The sequence below is a fragment of the Promicromonospora noduliphila genome, from assembly GCF_056951025.1.
Genome location: NZ_CM167806.1, coordinates 1,116,048 through 1,131,944 on the forward strand (window position 1 = coordinate 1,116,048; position 15,897 = coordinate 1,131,944).

General features: G+C 71.5%; 13 protein-coding genes and 1 tRNA gene. 9 read left to right on the plus strand and 5 right to left on the minus strand.

The window, feature by feature from the left end; translation table 11 throughout:
- Positions 1–9: 9 nt before the first annotated feature.
- The gene (locus AC0QU1_RS04825) at positions 10–867 is read right to left on the minus strand and encodes an HAD family hydrolase (RefSeq protein ID WP_483574778.1); all 858 of its coding nucleotides are present in this window, start codon (positions 865–867) and stop codon (positions 10–12) included.
- Between the two features lie 192 nt (positions 868–1,059).
- Between AC0QU1_RS04825 and AC0QU1_RS04830 the strand changes: the two genes are divergently transcribed.
- Complete coding sequence (locus tag AC0QU1_RS04830; protein ID WP_483574780.1) at positions 1,060–2,280, plus strand: helix-turn-helix domain-containing protein; 1,221 nt, start codon at positions 1,060–1,062, stop codon at positions 2,278–2,280.
- Positions 2,281–2,310: 30 nt separating this feature from the next.
- Here the strand turns inward: AC0QU1_RS04830 and AC0QU1_RS04835 are convergent, their stop codons facing one another.
- On the minus strand, positions 2,311–2,580 hold the full coding sequence (locus AC0QU1_RS04835; protein ID WP_483574781.1) for a mycoredoxin: 270 nt from the start codon (positions 2,578–2,580) through the stop codon (positions 2,311–2,313).
- 40 nt (positions 2,581–2,620) lie between these two features.
- Between AC0QU1_RS04835 and AC0QU1_RS04840 the strand changes: the two genes are divergently transcribed.
- Together AC0QU1_RS04840 and AC0QU1_RS04845 are read left to right on the plus strand one after the other, a co-directional pair.
- A complete protein-coding gene (locus AC0QU1_RS04840) occupies positions 2,621–4,684 on the plus strand; it encodes an ATP-dependent helicase (RefSeq protein ID WP_483574782.1) in 2,064 nt (687 codons plus the stop codon).
- Between the two features lie 480 nt (positions 4,685–5,164).
- Positions 5,165–5,530, plus strand: coding sequence for a WhiB family transcriptional regulator (locus AC0QU1_RS04845; RefSeq protein ID WP_483574783.1), 366 nt, complete (start codon positions 5,165–5,167; stop codon positions 5,528–5,530).
- 18 nt (positions 5,531–5,548) lie between these two features.
- On the opposite strand, the gene AC0QU1_RS04850 is transcribed toward AC0QU1_RS04845, so the two are convergent.
- Complete coding sequence (locus tag AC0QU1_RS04850; protein ID WP_483574784.1) at positions 5,549–6,604, minus strand: ThiF family adenylyltransferase; 1,056 nt, start codon at positions 6,602–6,604, stop codon at positions 5,549–5,551.
- Positions 6,605–6,756: 152 nt separating this feature from the next.
- Between AC0QU1_RS04850 and AC0QU1_RS04855 the strand changes: the two genes are divergently transcribed.
- Positions 6,757–8,214 carry a zinc-dependent metalloprotease gene (locus AC0QU1_RS04855; RefSeq protein WP_483574786.1) on the plus strand — a complete coding sequence of 486 codons (1,458 nt, stop codon included), beginning with the start codon at positions 6,757–6,759 and terminating at the stop codon, positions 8,212–8,214.
- Between the two features lies 1 nt (position 8,215).
- Here the strand turns inward: AC0QU1_RS04855 and AC0QU1_RS04860 are convergent, their stop codons facing one another.
- Positions 8,216–8,761, minus strand: a complete 546-nt coding sequence (locus tag AC0QU1_RS04860; protein ID WP_483574788.1) for a M48 metallopeptidase family protein — start codon at positions 8,759–8,761, stop codon at positions 8,216–8,218.
- Between the two features lie 171 nt (positions 8,762–8,932).
- Between AC0QU1_RS04860 and AC0QU1_RS04865 the strand changes: the two genes are divergently transcribed.
- Positions 8,933–10,033, plus strand: a complete 1,101-nt coding sequence (locus AC0QU1_RS04865) for a YlbL family protein (RefSeq protein ID WP_483576628.1) — start codon at positions 8,933–8,935, stop codon at positions 10,031–10,033.
- 217 nt (positions 10,034–10,250) lie between these two features.
- Positions 10,251–13,181, plus strand: coding sequence for a UPF0182 family membrane protein (locus AC0QU1_RS04870; RefSeq protein ID WP_483574790.1), 2,931 nt, complete (start codon positions 10,251–10,253; stop codon positions 13,179–13,181).
- 7 nt (positions 13,182–13,188) lie between these two features.
- Here the strand turns inward: AC0QU1_RS04870 and AC0QU1_RS04875 are convergent, their stop codons facing one another.
- Entirely contained in the window at positions 13,189–14,004 is an 816-nt protein-coding gene (locus AC0QU1_RS04875; protein WP_483574792.1) for a nicotianamine synthase family protein, read from the minus strand.
- A gap of 110 nt (positions 14,005–14,114) precedes the next feature.
- Between AC0QU1_RS04875 and AC0QU1_RS04880 the strand changes: the two genes are divergently transcribed.
- From AC0QU1_RS04880 to AC0QU1_RS04890, 3 genes are all read left to right on the plus strand, one after another.
- A tRNA-Met gene (locus tag AC0QU1_RS04880) sits at positions 14,115–14,188 on the plus strand.
- A gap of 52 nt (positions 14,189–14,240) precedes the next feature.
- Entirely contained in the window at positions 14,241–14,606 is a 366-nt protein-coding gene (locus tag AC0QU1_RS04885; protein ID WP_483574794.1) for a helix-turn-helix domain-containing protein, read from the plus strand.
- Between the two features lie 5 nt (positions 14,607–14,611).
- Positions 14,612–15,820 carry a tyrosine-type recombinase/integrase gene (locus AC0QU1_RS04890; protein ID WP_483576629.1) on the plus strand — a complete coding sequence of 403 codons (1,209 nt, stop codon included), beginning with the start codon at positions 14,612–14,614 and terminating at the stop codon, positions 15,818–15,820.
- Positions 15,821–15,897: the final 77 nt, after the last annotated feature.

A 15,897-nucleotide genomic window follows, 5' to 3' on the forward strand; every position in this document is an offset into this window, starting at 1 on the left:
CGTGCGTGCTCAGGCGGGGGTCGGGCGCTGCAGGAGGCCGGTGCCCTGCACGAGGGCCTGCAGCACGGTCGCGGCACCGTGCTCGTGGATCGTGCCGGTGACGCTCTTGGCCAGGGCCCGGATCGGCGCGGGGGCGTGCCCCATCGCCACGCCGTGCGCCGCCCAGGTCAGCATCTCGCCGTCGTTCCAGCCGTCGCCGATGGCGACGGTGTGCGCGAGGTCGACGCGGAGCAGGCCCCTGATCGTGTCGAGGGCCGTCGCCTTCGACAGGCCGTGCGCCGTGACGTCCACCCAGTCCTGGGTGTTGGGCGTCGCCGTGACCCCGAGGTGCCGCAGCGGCTCGACCAGGCTCGTGACGTCCGGCCCGGCCAGGATCGCGCGCGTGACCGGAGCCGCCCACAGCTCGTCGTCGTGGTCGACGACGCGCTGGGCGCCGTTGACCTGCGCCGGCTCGAACGGGTGCGTGACGTCGTAGCCCCACCCGACGACCTCGACCCCGATCCGCACGTCGGGCATGCGCGCGCGGGCGAGCCGGACCACGGGGTGCACGTCGAACGTGCGCTGCTCGTGCAGGCGGTAGCCGCCCGGCGCGTCCGGGGCCAGCCGGGCCGTGACGGCGCCGTTCGAGACGACTATCCACCCGCCGTCGAGCCCGAGGTTCCGCGCGACCGGCAGCGCGCCGGTCAGCGACCGCCCCGTGGCGAGGACGACGTGGTGGCCGGCCGCACGCGCCGCCGCCACCGCGCGTGTGGTGACCAGCGGGACGTCCATCCCGGTGTCCAGGAGCGTGCCGTCGATGTCGAGCGCGACCAGGTACGGCCCGCGCCCGGTCGTCGTGAGGTGTCCTGCGTTGCGCCCAGTAGCCATGGTCCTCGTCCCTCGCCGAGTCCTCGCCCGCCTCCCGGGCGCACCACGGTCAACTCTCGGAGCTGTCAAGGCGTCGAGGTGACACAGTTTGTGTCACAGACGGGCGATAAACGCGGGACGGACCTGTCGGACATAACGCCGGAGGCCGTAGGGTGACAGATGCCCGCTACCTGCACCGACGAGGGACACGAGATGACTGACGACGACTCCATCGGTCGCCGGATCGCGCGTCAGCGCAAGGCCCGCGGGATGATCCAGATCGCCCTGGCCCAGGAGGCCGGCGTGAGCGTCTCGCTGCTGCGCAAGGTGGAGCAGGGTTCGCGGGACGCGTCCCAGCCCGTCGTCGCCGCCCTGGCGAAGGCGCTGCACGTCGACATCACCACCCTCACCGGCCAGCCCTACGACCGCGAGGGGCCGCGCCCCGACCGGGTCCACACGGCGATGCCGAACCTCCGCCGCGCGCTGGCGTGCTGGGACCTGCCGTCGGAGCTCGACACGCCCCCGCGCCCTCCGGCCGAGCTCGCGCGCGACGCGGCGCAGATCGCGACCCTCTACCAGCTCGACCGGAACTTCGAGGTGGCGCAGCGGCTGCCGGCACTGCTCGTCGAGGCGTTCGCGATGCTGCACGACAGCGAGGGCGACGAGCGCGAGGTCCTGTTCGACGCCCTGATGGGCATGTTCTACGCCGCGCACGCCGTCACGTACCAGACGGGCTACGAGGATCTCTCGACGATCGTCGAGGACCGCATCGCGTGGATCGCCGCCCAGTCCGGCGACCCGGTGCGCAAGGCGTTCGCGAGCTGGGTGCGCACCACGTCCCTCATGCGGATGGGCGCCTACGACGCCGGCCTGCGCATGCTCGGCCGCTCCCTCGACGACGTCGACCCGGGAGCGCAGGAGCACACGGCAGCGCTGCGCATGGTCGGCTCGCTCCACCTGCGGTCCGCGATCCTCGCGGCGCGCGCCAACCGGGCCGACGACGCCGTCGCGCACGTCGCAGAGGCGCGTCAGGCCGCAGAGCACACCGGCGCGGACACCGACAACGACTGGCGCAACCTCGCGTTCGGGCGGACGAACGTGGAGATCCACGCGGTGGCCTCCGCCGTCGAGTCGGGTGACGGTCCCCGTGCCCTGACCCTGGCCGACGACGTGCGCTTCTCGGACGACGTCGTGCGCCGGCTGCCCATCCGCGTGGGGCACCACCACATGGACGTGGCGCGCGCGCAGCTCTGGCAGGGCAGGACCGACGGCGCGCTGCTGAGCCTGGAGAAGGCGAAGAAGTTCGCGCCGCAGCAGACACGTCACCACCCGACGACGCGCGAGGTGACGCGGATGCTGGTGCGCGCGCACCGGCGGGCGAACGAGCCGCTGGCCAGGTTCAGCGCCTGGCTCGGCCCGGACACGGACTGGTAGGGCGCCAGGGACCGGGAGCCGGCCCTCGGATCAGCCGGCCAGCGCCCGCTTCACCTGGACGAGGCTCGGGTTGGTCTCCGCCGTGCCGTCCGGGTACACCACGGTCGGCACGGTCTGGTTGCCGCCGTTGACCTGCTCCACGAAGGCGGCGGCCTCCGGCAGCTCCTCGATGTCGATGACCGTGTAGCCGATCCCCTCCGAGTCGAGCTGCGTGCGCAGCCGACGGCAGTACCCGCACCAGCTCGTCGAGTACATCAGGACGGTGCCGTTCTCGGGGAGCGGCGTGATCGTCTCGGACATCCGTCCTCCTTGTCAGTGGTTGCTGCGAGAATCGCAGGCGATGCTCACCCAGACCAACTCCGCCGGCGGTCCGAATCATCCTGGACCGCTGAGTCCCGACGCGATCCTGACCGCTCTCGACCCCGAGCAGCGCGAGGTGGCCCTCGCGCTCAACGGGCCGGTGGTCGTGCTCGCGGGAGCCGGCACGGGCAAGACCCGCGCCATCACGCACCGCATCGCGTACGGCGTCCGCATCGGGGCGTACAAGCCGACCAGTGTGCTGGCCGTGACGTTCACGGCGCGCGCGGCGGGGGAGATGCGCACCCGGCTGCGGGACCTCGGCGTCCAGGGGGTGCAGGCCCGCACGTTCCACTCGGCGGCGCTGCGCCAGCTCGGCTACTTCTGGCCGCGCGTGGTGGGTGGCGCCCCGCCGCGGCTGCAGGAGTTCAAGGCGCCGGTCGTCGCGGAGGCGGCGCGGCGCGTGGGCCTCAGCGTGGACCGCGTGGCCGTCCGGGACCTGAGCAGCGAGGTCGAGTGGGCGAAGGTGTCGCTCGTCCCGGCCGACGACTACGAGAAGGCGGTGCACGCGACCGGCCGCGAGACGCCGTCGGGCTACGACGCGCAGGCGGTGGCTCGCCTCATCGCCGCGTACGAGGACGTGAAGACCGAGCGCGAGGTCATCGACTTCGAGGACGTGCTCCTCATGCTCGCGGACATGCTGAACAGCAGCAAGGCCGTGGCGGACGAGGTCCGCTCGCAGTACCGCCACTTCGTCGTGGACGAGTACCAGGACGTCTCGCCGCTCCAGCAGTTCCTGCTGGACCAGTGGCTGGGCGGCCGCAAGGAGCTGTGCGTGGTCGGCGACCCGTCGCAGACCATCTACTCCTTCACCGGCGCCACCCCGCGGCACCTGCTGGACTTCCGGCGCACCTTCCCGGACGCGCAGGAGGTCCGCCTCGTGCGCGACTACCGCTCGACGCCCCAGGTGGTGAACCTTGCCAACGAGGTGCTCAGGCGTGCGGGGCGCGCGGGCGGCGCGCACCAGGCGCTCGAGCTCGTCGCCCAGCGCCCGGCCGGCCCGCCGGCCGCCTTCACGGCGTACGACGACGACGAGGCCGAGGCGAAGGGCATCGCCGCCCGGGCCGCCCGCCTGATCGAGTCGGGCGTCAAGCCGAGCGAGATCGCGGTGCTGTACCGCACCAACGCCCAGTCGGAGGCCTTCGAGGCCGCGTTCGCCGACGCCGGCGTGGGCTACCTCGTGCGCGGCGGGCAGCGGTTCTTCGAGCGCAAGGAGGTGCGCGACGCGCTCGTGCTGCTGCGGGGTGCCGCGCGCTCGGCCGACCCGGAGCTGCCCATGCCGGACCAGGTCCGCGACATCCTGGCGGCGGCGGGCTGGGCCGACCAGCCGCCGTCGGCCCGCGGGGCGGCCAGGGAGCGCTGGGACACGATGCAGGCGCTCGTCTCCCTCGCGGACGACCTCGCCGCCGCGGCGACCCCGGAGAGCCCTGCGACGGTCGCCACGCTCGTGGCCGAGCTCGACGAGCGCGCCGCCGCGCAGCACGCGCCGACGGTCGAGGGCGTCACGCTCGCCTCGCTGCACGCCGCGAAGGGCCTGGAGTGGGACGCGGTGTTCCTGGCGGGGCTGAGCGAGGGCCTCATGCCCATCTCGCTCGCGGAGACGGACGAGGCGGTGCACGAGGAGCGCCGGCTGCTGTACGTGGGGATCACCCGCGCGCGCGAGCACCTGGAGCTGTCGTTCGGGCGCTCGCGCAACCCCGGCGGGCGCCCCACGCGCAAGCGCACGCGGTTCCTCGACGGGCTGTGGCCGGACGAGCCGCGCGCCGCCGGCACCCGTGCGGCGCCGAAGGGCCAGGCCCGCGCGCTGCTGACCGGCGAGCACGACGTCGCGCTGTTCGACGCTCTGCGCGACTGGCGGCTCGAGGTGGCCCGCGAGACCGACAAGCCCGCCTACACGGTGCTCACGGACGCCACGCTGGCCGCCATCGCCGAGATCCGACCTTCGGGCACGGCCGAACTGGCTCGCGTGAACGGCATCGGCCCTGCGAAGATCGACAGGTACGGCGCCGCGATCCTCGCGATCGTGGCCGGTGCGCCGGGCTCCTGAGAGGTCCGAAAAACTTCTCGAAGAAAGTTCGGAAAAAGAGTTGGCTCGCCGTGGCGGGCCGACATAGTGTTCAGATGTCCCTGACAGCAGTGGGCGAGACCGAGAGGTCTGGCCCGGATCGAGTGAGGAGGTGGGTGCATTGGAGATGAACCAGATTCCGCAGACGGATCTGCGTGTGTGCAAGAACGTGCTCGGCTACGAGCTCGTTCCGGCCAACGGCGCAGCTCTGTCTTTCCGCGCGCGCACCCACCGCGGAGGCAGCAAGCCGTCCGCTCCCGCACCCGACTCCGCGTCTCCAGGAGACTCACCGGTCTGACGACCGAAGAGATCCAGGCCGCGGAGTCCATCTAGGACCCGCGGCCTTAAATCTTTGTCCGGAGTCCCGGCCCCACGAGGGCCGGCCGGCGGAGGCCCAGCCCGGGTCCTGTTCCCCCAGACGTTCATCGACGACGTTCATCCTTCAGGACACAGGAGACAACCGTGCGCCTCACTGCGCTCCTCGACACTCTTCCCCAGGGCGGCTCGGGGCCCTGGGACCCGCCTCAACACCCCGTCACGAGCGGGACCGGTTCGGACTCGGCGGAGTTCAACCGGCTGATGGACACACTGCTGCCGTGCCGTACCAACGACCCGGAGCTGTGGTTCGCCGAGCACAGCGCGCAGGTCGAGCAGGCCAAGGCGCTCTGCCGCACCTGCCCCCTGATCGAGGGCTGCCTGGCCGGCGCCCTCGAGCGCAACGAGCCCTGGGGCGTCTGGGGCGGCGAGGTCTTCGTCGACGGCGTCGTGGTCGCCCGCAAGCGTGGCCGCGGCCGGCCGCGCAAGTCGGAGAACGTCGCCGCGGCCTGACCCGAGGGACGTCGGGCGTCAGGCCGGCAGGACCACGCACCCGCAGCGCGGGTGCGGCTCCGCCGGCCTGACGCGGGGGAGCCCGGCCGGGAGAGAGATCTCCAGGCACGCGCCGACGGCCGCGGGCCGGTGCCCGTCCAGCTGGGCGAGCACCTGGCTCGCGGCCGTCGCCGCTGCTACGGCGGCGAGGGTCGCCTCGTGCGTCGGCTCCGGCGTCTTGCGGAGCTGGGCGGCCAGTGCGGGCCACTCGCGGTCGGCGTCGGCGAGCGTGAGGTCCACGCAGGTCACGCACGCGGACCGGCCGGGCCGGACGAGCGGGCCCACCACCATGTCCGCCTCCCGCACCACGACCGGCAGGTGGGGCACCCCGAGGCCCAGCAGCCGCTGGTACCGCGCCGGGTGCGCGGCATGCGGCTCGGTCACCACCACGACGTCGAGGGCGGTCGGGTCGAACCCCAGGCCGCCCGCGCCGCCGTCGTCCACCTGGACCGCGACGCGCGGGGCGCGGTCCGCCAGCAGGGACCGCACGGTCTCGTCGCGCGCCTGTCCCACGGAGACCGCCCGCAGGCCGCCCAGCCCGACGTCGGTGGTCTGCACCGGCAGCGGGTCGTGCAGCACGAGGCCGCCCACCCCGGCCGTCGCGAGATGCAGGGCGATCGCGGTGCCCAGCCGGCCGAGGCCGACGACGCCGACCACCCGTTCGGCGCGCTCCGCGAGGGTGGCCAGCCCGGCGCCGTCGGGCCGCAGCATGCCGAGCACCGTCGCGTCCGCGGCGCCGTCGGCCGGTGCGGTCACCGCCCCCACCGTGCCCGGTACCGGGACCAGTACCCCCGCCCGGAACAGGGCGGTCATGATCTCGTCGCGCCGCTCGGCGGGCACCCCGCACCGCGCCGCCGACTGCTCGACCGTCACGTGCCGCCGTTCGGCGATCTCCCCGAGCCACGTCTCCTCCGCGGGCGTGAGCCCCGACAGCACGAACGACCAGCGGGGGTCCGACCCGCACTGCACCTGGCCGCCGCCCCGGCTGAGCACGGGCGTACCCGGCCGCAGCCGGAGGAGGGGTGTGCGCTTCATGCCCACCACGATGCCCGACGGCGGAGCCCGCCCCGGGCCGTCGTCCACAGTTCCAGAGGTATACCCAAAGCATTCCGCGGGGCGGAAGTTCCCGTGTGCGCCCAGAGCCGAATGGGCCGCCCAGGGGTTGCCGACCCGGTTACGGTGACACTATGAGCGACCAGCACCAGCCCGGCGATACCCCCCAGTCGTGGGAGGAGATGCTGCGCTCCATGCTCGGCGACGGCGCAGACGAAGTGATGGCAGAGATGCGCGAACGGGGCATCGACCCGACGGCGCTCGGCGGACCGCCCGACCCGGTGATGATGCAGTACGCACTGGCCCAGGTGCAGAAGATGCTCTCGGCGGAGGGCACAGGGCCGGTCAACGCGGACGTCGCGCACGACGTGGCGCGGCAGGTCGCCGTCAGCGAGGGTGACCCGTCCCTGACGGGCAAGCAGGCCAAGGACGCGACGGAAGCACTCGCGGTGGCCGAGCTCTGGCTCGACGCGGTGACCGACCTCCCGCCCGCGGGCGGGACGAGGCGTGCCTGGAGCCGGTCCGAGTGGGTCGAGGCGACGCTCCCGGTGTGGCGGGAGCTCGCGGCACCCGTCGCCTCGTCGGTCTCGGAGGCGCTGGCCACGGTGCTGCGCGACCAGCTCCCGGAGGGGGTCGACGACGGCGAGGCCGTTCCCGGCATGCCGGCGGGCGTGCTGCACGGGCTGGGCGGCTCGATCGACCCCACCCAGATGATGCGCCGGCTCGGCTCGGCGGTGTTCGGCATGCAGGTCGGCCAGGCCGCCGGCACGCTCTCGCGCGAGGTCTTCGGCGCCACCGACGTCGGCCTGCCGCTGCTGGACAGCCCGGACACCGTGCTGCTGCCCACCAACGTGGCGGCCTTCGCGGACGGCCTGGACGCGCCGCTCGAGGAGGTCCGGCAGTTCCTGGCGGTCCGGGAGGCCGCGCACGCCCGGCTGTTCACGCACGTCCCGTGGCTCCGGTCGCACCTCCTGTCGATCGTCGAGCGCTACGCGCGCGGCATCACCATCGATCTCGACGCGCTCGAGTCGCAGGTGCGCGACATCGACCTCGCCGACTCCGACGCGCTGCGCAGCGCACTGTCCGGCGGGGTGTTCGGGCTGCAGAACACCGACGAGCAGAAGGCGGTGCTGCTGAACCTGGAGACCACGCTCGCGCTGGTCGAGGGCTGGGTGGACGAGGTCAGCGCCATCGCGGCCCTGCCGCACCTGCCGCACGCCATCCCGCTGCGCGAGATGATCCGCCGCCGGCGTGCCGCCGGCGGGCCTGCCGAGCAGACGTTCTCGACGCTGGTCGGCCTGGAGCTGCGGCCGCGCAGGTCGCGCGACGCCGCGACGCTGTTCTCGATAGTGGCCCGCGCCCAAGGCCCCGCCGGACGTGACGCCGTGTGGGACCACCCGGACCTGCTGCCGGGCACGGAGGACCTCGACGACCCGTCGGGCTACCTGGTGCGGCGCGAGGCCGCGGAGAACGAGCACGCCGACGTGGACGCGGCGCTCAAGGAGATCTTCGGCGAGGACCCGACCGAGGGCGAAGGCCCGGCCGAGGACGAGGACCCGACCGACGACGGGCAGGCCGGCGAGGCGAAGTAGCTCAGGCGTCGTCGCCGTCGTCGGAGGTGGCCTGGCCCGGCTCGTCCTGCGCGAACGACGCGCCCTCCAGGAAGCCGCGCGCCCGGTCCGTCTTGGGGTAGACCTCCAGGATCTTCCAGAACTCCGGGCCGTGGCCGGCGTGCAGCAGGTGCGCCAGCTCGTGCAGCAGCACGTAGTCGAGCACCCAGGACGGCATGCCCTGCAGCCGGGTGGAGATGCGGATGGAGCCGTCCAGCAGGGTGCACGACCCCCAGCGCCGGCCCTGGTTTGCCGACCAGCGCACGCTGGAGGGCCGGACCCGGTCGTCGAGATACTTGGCGGCGAGCTCGCCGGCGCGCTCCATCAGCTCGTCGTCGGACGGGCGGCGGCGCCGCTCCTTGTCCTCAAGCCGGGCTACCATCTTGGCCACCCACTCTCGTTCCTGAGCCCGAGAGAAGCGCGCGGGAATCGCGACGATGGTTCGTCCACCGTCGCGATATGCGCTCACCGTGGCGGTGCGACGGCGGCTCCGGCGCACCTCCACGGACGTCAGGGCGTCGTGGGCCACGGAAAGACCGTATCGGTTATCGGCGCCGCCGTGGGGTATAACACACCGTTCGGGTGGAAAATCTTTGCACAACGGCGTAATGGGTAGCGTGCGCCGACCCCCATGGACCGGGGCACGGGCGGCTTTCACGAAACCCCCAGCCGAGTGAGGAATGATGGGCCGGTGACCGACATGCGCGACCTCCCGCACGCCCAGCAGTCCGAGCCGCCGCCGTTCGAGGACGCGGCGGACGCGGTCGCGCCGATCACGCGCCGTACCGTGACGCTCGGCGTGTCCCTGCTGGCCACGGCCGTGCTGGCCGCGGTGGCGCTGGTGTCCCCTGCCCCGTACGCGATGCGTTCGCCGGGGCCGACGGAGGACACGCTGGAACGCAACCTCATCCAGATCGAGGGCGCCCGCACCTACGAGTCCACGGGACAGCTCCGCCTGACGACCGTGTCCGTGCTGGGCGGCCCGGGCTACCCGATGATGGCGGGCCAGGTGATCCAGGGCTGGCTGGACCCGCAGCGTTCGGTGCTCCCGGTGGAGGCGATCTTCCCCGAGGCCACCACCCAGGAGCAGCAGCAGGAGCTGAGCCAGGCCGAGATGGTGTCGTCGCAGGAATCGGCGACGGCGGCCGCGCTGACCGAGATCGGCTACGACGTGCCCGCCGTGCTCGACGTCGCAGGGACCGAGGAGGGCTCGGGGGCCGCCGGCAAGCTCCGCGAGGGCGACGTCATCGAGTCGTTCCAAGGCGAACCCGTCGGCACCTACGCGGACCTCATCGACGGGCTGGCCGAGACGCAGCCGGGGGACGACGTCACGCTCGGCGTCCGGCGCGGCGAGCGCACGCTGGACGTCACCATCACCACCGGCGACAACGGGCAGCGCGCCGTCCTCGGCGTCTTCATCGACCCGCAGTACGACTTCCCCGTCGACGTCTCCATCGAGATCGAGAACATCGGCGGGCCCAGCGCAGGCACCATGTTCGCGCTCGGCATCATCGACAAGCTCACGCCGGAGGACGAGGCGAACGGCGAGATCATCGCGGGCACGGGGACGATGAGCCCGGAGGGCACCGTCGGACCCATCGGCGGCATCGAGCAGAAGCTGTACGGCGCCGTGCGCGACGACGCCGAGTGGTTCCTCGCCCCGGCCGACAACTGCGCCCAGGTGGTGGGCAACGTGCCGGACGGGCTGAACGTGGTGCGGGTGGCGACGCTCGCGGAGGCGCGCGACGCCGTCGAGCAGATCGGGCGCGGCGAGGGCGCCGACCTTCCGACGTGCTCCTGACGCGCTCATGACGTAGCTGTCGACCCGTTGACCGGCGTGTTGCACATCTGGAGGATGTGGGAACCTTGTGCCGGGAACCATGATCAGCACCTGGCCGTTCCACCGTGGTACGGCCCAACCATTGATGACGTGAGGTAACGCAGTCGTGTCCTTCGCCGCAGCACCTCGCCGCCCCTCCGGCGGCGCCCCCCGAGCCCGACGCCGCAGTCCGCTGGGGGTGGCGATCGTCGCGGTCGCCGTCGTGATCGCAGCCCTGCTCCTGCTAGCGCAGTTCTGGACCGAGGTGATGTGGTTCGGGCAGCTCGGCTTCTCGCGGGTGATCTGGACCGAGTGGGGCATGCGGGCCGCCCTGTTCGTCGTCGGGTTCGTGCTGATGGGCGGGGCCGTGTTCTGGTCCTTCACGGCCGCGTACCGGTCGCGTCCCGTGTACGCGCCGAGCACGCCGGAGCAGGCGACGCTCGACCAGTACCGCGAGGCGGTCGAGCCGCTGCGCCGGGTCGTGATGATCGCTGCGCCGGTCCTGGTCGGCTTCTTCGCCGGGGTCGCGGCGTCGGCGCAGTGGCGTGCGGTGCTGCTCGCGTTCAACAGCGAGCCGTTCGGCGAGACCGACCCGCAGTTCAACATGGACATCGGGTTCTTCGTCTTCACCCTGCCCGCGCTGCGGTTCAGCGTCGGGTTCCTCATCTCGGTGGTCGTGATCGCCGGCATCGCCGGGCTGATCACGCACTACCTCTACGGCGGGCTCCGGCTCGGCCCGGCCGCGGCCGGCGGGCCCCGCACCACCTCGGCAGCGCGCATCCACCTGGCCATCATCGGCGCGGTGCTCCTGCTGCTGGTCGCCGCCAACTACTGGCTCGACCGGTACTCGATCCTGACCAACGCGGGCGACCGCTTCGACGGCGCCTCGTACGCCGACGTGCACGCCGTGATCCCCTCCAAGGGCATCCTCGCGGTGGTCGCGATCTTCGTCGCCGCGCTGTTCGTCGTCACCGCCTTCCGGGGCGACTGGCGCCTGCCGGCGATCGGCGTCGGGCTCATGGTGGTGTCCGCCATCGCGATCGGCGGCATCTACCCCGCCGTCGTGCAGCGTTTCCAGGTCAACCCGAACGCGCAGGAGCTGGAGAGCGAGTACATCCAGCGCAACATCGACGCGACGCTGGCGGCCTTCGGCATCGACGACGTCGAGAAGGAGCAGTACGACGCCACGACGCAGGCCGAGGAGGGCGCACTGCGCGAGGACGCCGACACCGCCGCGTCGATCCGGCTGCTCGACCCGCAGGTCGTGTCGCCGTCGTTCCGCCAGCTCCAGCAGAACAAGCAGTACTACAACTTCAACGACTCCCTGTCGGTCGACAAGTACGAGATCGACGGCGAGTCCAGGGACACCGTGATCGCGGTGCGCGAGCTGAACCTCGACGGTCTGGGGCAGGACCAGCGCAACTGGGTCAACGACCACACCGTGTACACGCACGGCTACGGCGTCGTCGCCGCCTACGGCAACCAGCCGGGCCCCGACGGGCGCCCCGCCTTCTTCGAGGGCGGCATCCCGTCGCAGGGGGCCATCACCGACAAGGAGGGCGGCTACGAACCGCGCATCTACTTCAGCCCCAGCACCACCACCTACTCGATCGTCGGCGCGCCGGAGGGTACGGAGCCCTGGGAGCTCGACTACCAGGCCGACGACGCCGAGGACGGTGGCCAGGTCAACACGACCTTCACCGGCGACGCCGGGCCGGAGGTCGGGTCGTTCGGCAGCAAGCTGCTGTACGCGCTGAAGTTCGGCGAGGAGCAGCTCCTGTTCTCCGACCGCGTGACGAGCGAGTCGCAGATCCTCTACGACCGTGACCCGCAGGAGCGCGTCCGCAAGGTCGCTCCCTGGCTCACCCTCGACAACCGGGTGTACCCGGCGGTCGTCGACGGCCGGGTGAAGTGGATCGTCGACGCGTACACCACCACCGACGCCTACCCGTACTCGACGTCGACCCCGCTGGACGAGGCTGTCGCGGACACCCTCACCCAGCAACAGCAGCAGCAGACGGGCGCCCCGGTCGAGCTGCCGGAGGAGGTCAACTACATCCGCAACTCGGTGAAGGCGACGGTCGACGCCTACGACGGCTCGGTCGACCTGTACGCGTGGGACGCCGAGGACCCGGTGCTGAAGGCCTGGAGCAACATCTTCCCGACGTCGGTCAAGCCGATCGAGGAGATCTCCGGCGACCTGATGAGCCACCTGCGCTACCCCGAGGACCTGTTCAAGGTGCAGCGCACCCTGCTCAGCCAGTACCACGTGACGGACTCGGCCGAGTTCTTCTCGGGCCAGGACTTCTGGAACAACCCGACCGACCCGACGTCGGAGGCGACCACCGCGCCGCTGCAGCCGCCGTACTACCTGACGCTGCAGATGCCGGGCCAGGACGAGCCGTCGTTCTCCCTGACGTCGACCTTCATCCCGGGCGGTAACACGGACCGCGAGGTGCTCACCGGGTTCCTCGCCGTCGACGCCGATGCCGGGAGCGAGGACGGCCAGAAGGCCGAGGACTACGGCAAGCTCCGCCTGCTGGAGCTGCCACGAGATACCACGGTGCCCGGCCCCGGCCAGGTGCAGAACAACTTCGACTCGAACCCGACGATCTCCGAGCAGCTCAACATCCTGCAGATCGGCGCGTCCACGGTGCGGCGCGGCAACCAGCTCACGCTGCCCGTCGGCGGCGGTCTGCTGTACGTGCAGCCGGTGTACATCCAGTCGACGGGCGGCACCCAGTTCCCGCTGCTGCGCCGGGTGCTGGTCGCGTTCGGTGACGACATCGGCTTCGCCGAGACCCTCGACGAGGCGCTGGACCAGGTGTTCGGCGGTGACTCGGGTGCCGAGGCCGGCGACGCGGGCTCGGCCGGCCCCGACGACGTGCCCTCCGACGAGCCGACGGAGGAACCGGGCACCGAGCCGACCGAGGAGCCGGCGCCCGACCCCACCGACGCCCCGTCCACGGAGCTCGACGCCGCGCTGCAGGAGGCGGCCGACGCCATGGACGACGCCAACGCCGCCCAGCGCGAGGGCGACTGGGCCGCGTACGGCGAGGCGCAGGAGCGTCTGCAGCAGGCCCTGGAGGACGCGATAGCGGCGGAGGAGGCCCAGAACTCGGCGCCGTGACGCGCGCTCAGCCGAGCCTGCGGGCGACCACCACCGAGTTGATGACGTCGTCGGTGGGGTGCACCACCTCCAGTACCTCGAAACCCGGCATCGCGCTGTGGTCGACGGGCGGGTACAGGAGGGTCCGCAGGCCGCGCGCGCTGCGCGCGAGCAGCAGCGCCCCCGGCCGCATCGCGCTGCCCACCCGCCGCAGGATCCCCGCCTTGGCCGACGGCGTCTCGCCCACCAGCGCGGCGAGCACCACGACGTCGTGCTCCGCGAGGCCGACGTCGGCGGCGTCGGCCTGCGCGAACCGGACCGCCGTGGCCGCGGTCCGGTTCGCCACCTGGCGGGCGAGGCCCACGGCGGCCCAGTCCCGGTCCAGGCCGACGACGGCGGCGCCCAGCGCGTCGGCGTAGCCGAGGGCACTGAGGGGGAGCGGCCCGCTGCCGAGCACGGCGACCGACGTCGGCGTAACGCCCGCGTGGGTGATCAGGCGGGTCTCCAGGGCCGTGAGCCGGTGGTAGTTGTCGAGGTAGGGGAACGCGGCGAGCGCGGCCAGCGGGTCGGGCGCTGCGGCGATGCGCTCGGCCCACTCATGCTCGAGCGCCGTCTCGCCGCGTGCCGAGAGGTCGCGGATGGCATCCCTGCGCCGGTGGACCTCCGGATGCGCGAGCACGGCCTCGGCCTGCCGGTCCGGCGTGGCGAGGACCGCTTGCACCAGGCCGTCGAAGAGGGCGTTGGTACGGGGGCCAGGCCGCAGGTGGGGCAGCGCGGCAAGCTGTTCGGTGAGGTGAACGATCCGGTCGGCGGTCAGGGTGGTCTCGCTCAGCTCCGTCGTCATGCGGTCGATCGTTCCACGGCCGGATCGGTTCGATCGCCTGTGACCTGCGTCTCGACCCGGACCGCTGGTTTGCGTTCGTCCCTACGGGTGCGTAAGGTGGTAGTCACCGACGCGGGGTGGAGCAGCTCGGTAGCTCGCTGGGCTCATAACCCAGAGGTCGCAGGTTCAAATCCTGCCCCCGCTACGAATCAGGCCCGGAGATCTGCGGATCTCCGGGCCTGAAAGGTTTGTAGGACTTGACCACCGCAACAAGAACGCAACAGATTGGGCTGCTGGGCGGCCCATCCGCGCCGGATCTGGGGTTCGAGTACGGAGAGTGCTGGAACTCGACGGAGGAAGGTCCGCACCTGTTGTGCATGGACGCCTTCACCACATCCCAGAGCGGCGGACCCGATGTGGGTCTGGAGCCGCTGCTGAGTACGGAGGAGCTGGCCGAGTATCTCGGGATACCGGTCGCCACCCTCCAGGACTGGCGAGTGGACCACAAGGGTCCGCGCGCCATCATCGTCGGCCGCCGCGTCAAGTACGCAGTGAGCGACGTGCGTGCGTGGATCGCGCAGCAGCGCGAGTCACGCCCTGGCGACGGCACGGACGGGCGGTGATCGACATGGGACGACCGCGCACACCAGTCGGCACCTTCGGTGAGATCTGGCTCGCAGATCTCGATAACGGCACTGTCGAAGCCCGCACCTGGTACCGGGACGACGACGGAAAGTCGCGCCAGGTGCGAGCCACCGGTCCGACCGACACGGCAGCCAAGATCGCGCTCAAGGCCGCGATCGCCACCCGGGGTACTCGCTCGGGCTTCGGCGACCTGACACGAAACAGCTCCTTCACCGAGCTGGTGGACCTGTGGCTGGAGGACCTCGACCTGGAGGACTCGATCGCTGAGAGCACGCGCGCGCTGTACGAACGGAACATGCGCCACCTCGTGATGCCAGCCTTCGAGAACTTCACACTGCGGGAGTGCACCGTGGGGCGCATTGACCGGTTCCTGAAGTCGGTCGCCAAGAACGGCAGCCCCAGCATGGCCAAGCAGGCCAAGACAGTTCTGAGCCTCGCGTTTGGTCTCGCAGTCCGATACGAGGCTCTGGCGAGCAACCCGGTGCGAGACACCAAGCGGATCAAGAAGGCCGACACCGAGACGGTTGCACTGACTCTCGACCAGATCCAGGCGATCAGGACGGCGGCGTCCGAATGGAGGCGCGAAGACGGCCTGCCAGGCCCCAAGCCAGACGGCCAGCTGGAAGCGATCATCGAGGTCATGCTCGGCACATCCTGCCGGATCGGTGAAGTGCTCGCGCTGCGAAAGTGCGACGTCGACCTGGACTCCGACCCGGTACGGGTCAGTGTCCGCGGCACCATCGTGTACATCAAGGGCAAGGGCACGTTCCGGCAGCCGAGGCCCAAAACATCGTCCTCGGCCCGGACCGTCGCGGTCCCGTCGTGGACCGCAAAGGTGCTGAGCGAGCGGCTCGCCAAGATAGACGGAGAGCGCTCCGACCACCTGGTGTTCTTTAGTCGGAACGGCACACCCTTGACGACGGCGAACGTACGTCGTCGCCTGCGCGCGGTCTTGGCAAAGGCCAAGATCGAAGGTGTAAGCCCGCACGCTTTCCGACGCACGGTTGCGACCGAGGTAGAGCGGTCGGCCAACGTGGAGCTGGCGGCCAAGATGCTGGGACACACGTCCACGGAGATCACCAAGACGCACTACATCGAGAAGGACGACCGGGTGGACCCGGTGACCGCGCAGATCCTCGAGCGGCTGGCCCCTTCCAAGCTCAAGTCCGAGTCCGAGTCCGCGAAACTGTGATCGTAGGTATGACACCACGCTCCGTCTGTCCGGGGTGATCGAAGGGGGCCAGGTCCGACACGGACCTGGCCCCCGAA

What these genes read in the sequence shown, in the direction of transcription:
- AC0QU1_RS04875 (WP_483574792.1), bottom strand. Translation starts at nt 14,004, where the DNA reads ATGACGACGGAGCTGAGCGAGACCACCCTGACCGCCGACCGGATCGTT.
- AC0QU1_RS04890 (WP_483576629.1), top strand. Translation starts at nt 14,612, where the DNA reads ATGGGACGACCGCGCACACCAGTCGGCACCTTCGGTGAGATCTGGCTC.
- AC0QU1_RS04865 (WP_483576628.1), top strand. Translation starts at nt 8,933, where the DNA reads ATGCGCGACCTCCCGCACGCCCAGCAGTCCGAGCCGCCGCCGTTCGAG.
- AC0QU1_RS04835 (WP_483574781.1), bottom strand. Translation starts at nt 2,580, where the DNA reads ATGTCCGAGACGATCACGCCGCTCCCCGAGAACGGCACCGTCCTGATG.
- AC0QU1_RS04840 (WP_483574782.1), top strand. Translation starts at nt 2,621, where the DNA reads ATGCTCACCCAGACCAACTCCGCCGGCGGTCCGAATCATCCTGGACCG.
- AC0QU1_RS04855 (WP_483574786.1), top strand. Translation starts at nt 6,757, where the DNA reads ATGAGCGACCAGCACCAGCCCGGCGATACCCCCCAGTCGTGGGAGGAG.
- AC0QU1_RS04830 (WP_483574780.1), top strand. Translation starts at nt 1,060, where the DNA reads ATGACTGACGACGACTCCATCGGTCGCCGGATCGCGCGTCAGCGCAAG.
- AC0QU1_RS04825 (WP_483574778.1), bottom strand. Translation starts at nt 867, where the DNA reads ATGGCTACTGGGCGCAACGCAGGACACCTCACGACGACCGGGCGCGGG.
- AC0QU1_RS04850 (WP_483574784.1), bottom strand. Translation starts at nt 6,604, where the DNA reads ATGAAGCGCACACCCCTCCTCCGGCTGCGGCCGGGTACGCCCGTGCTC.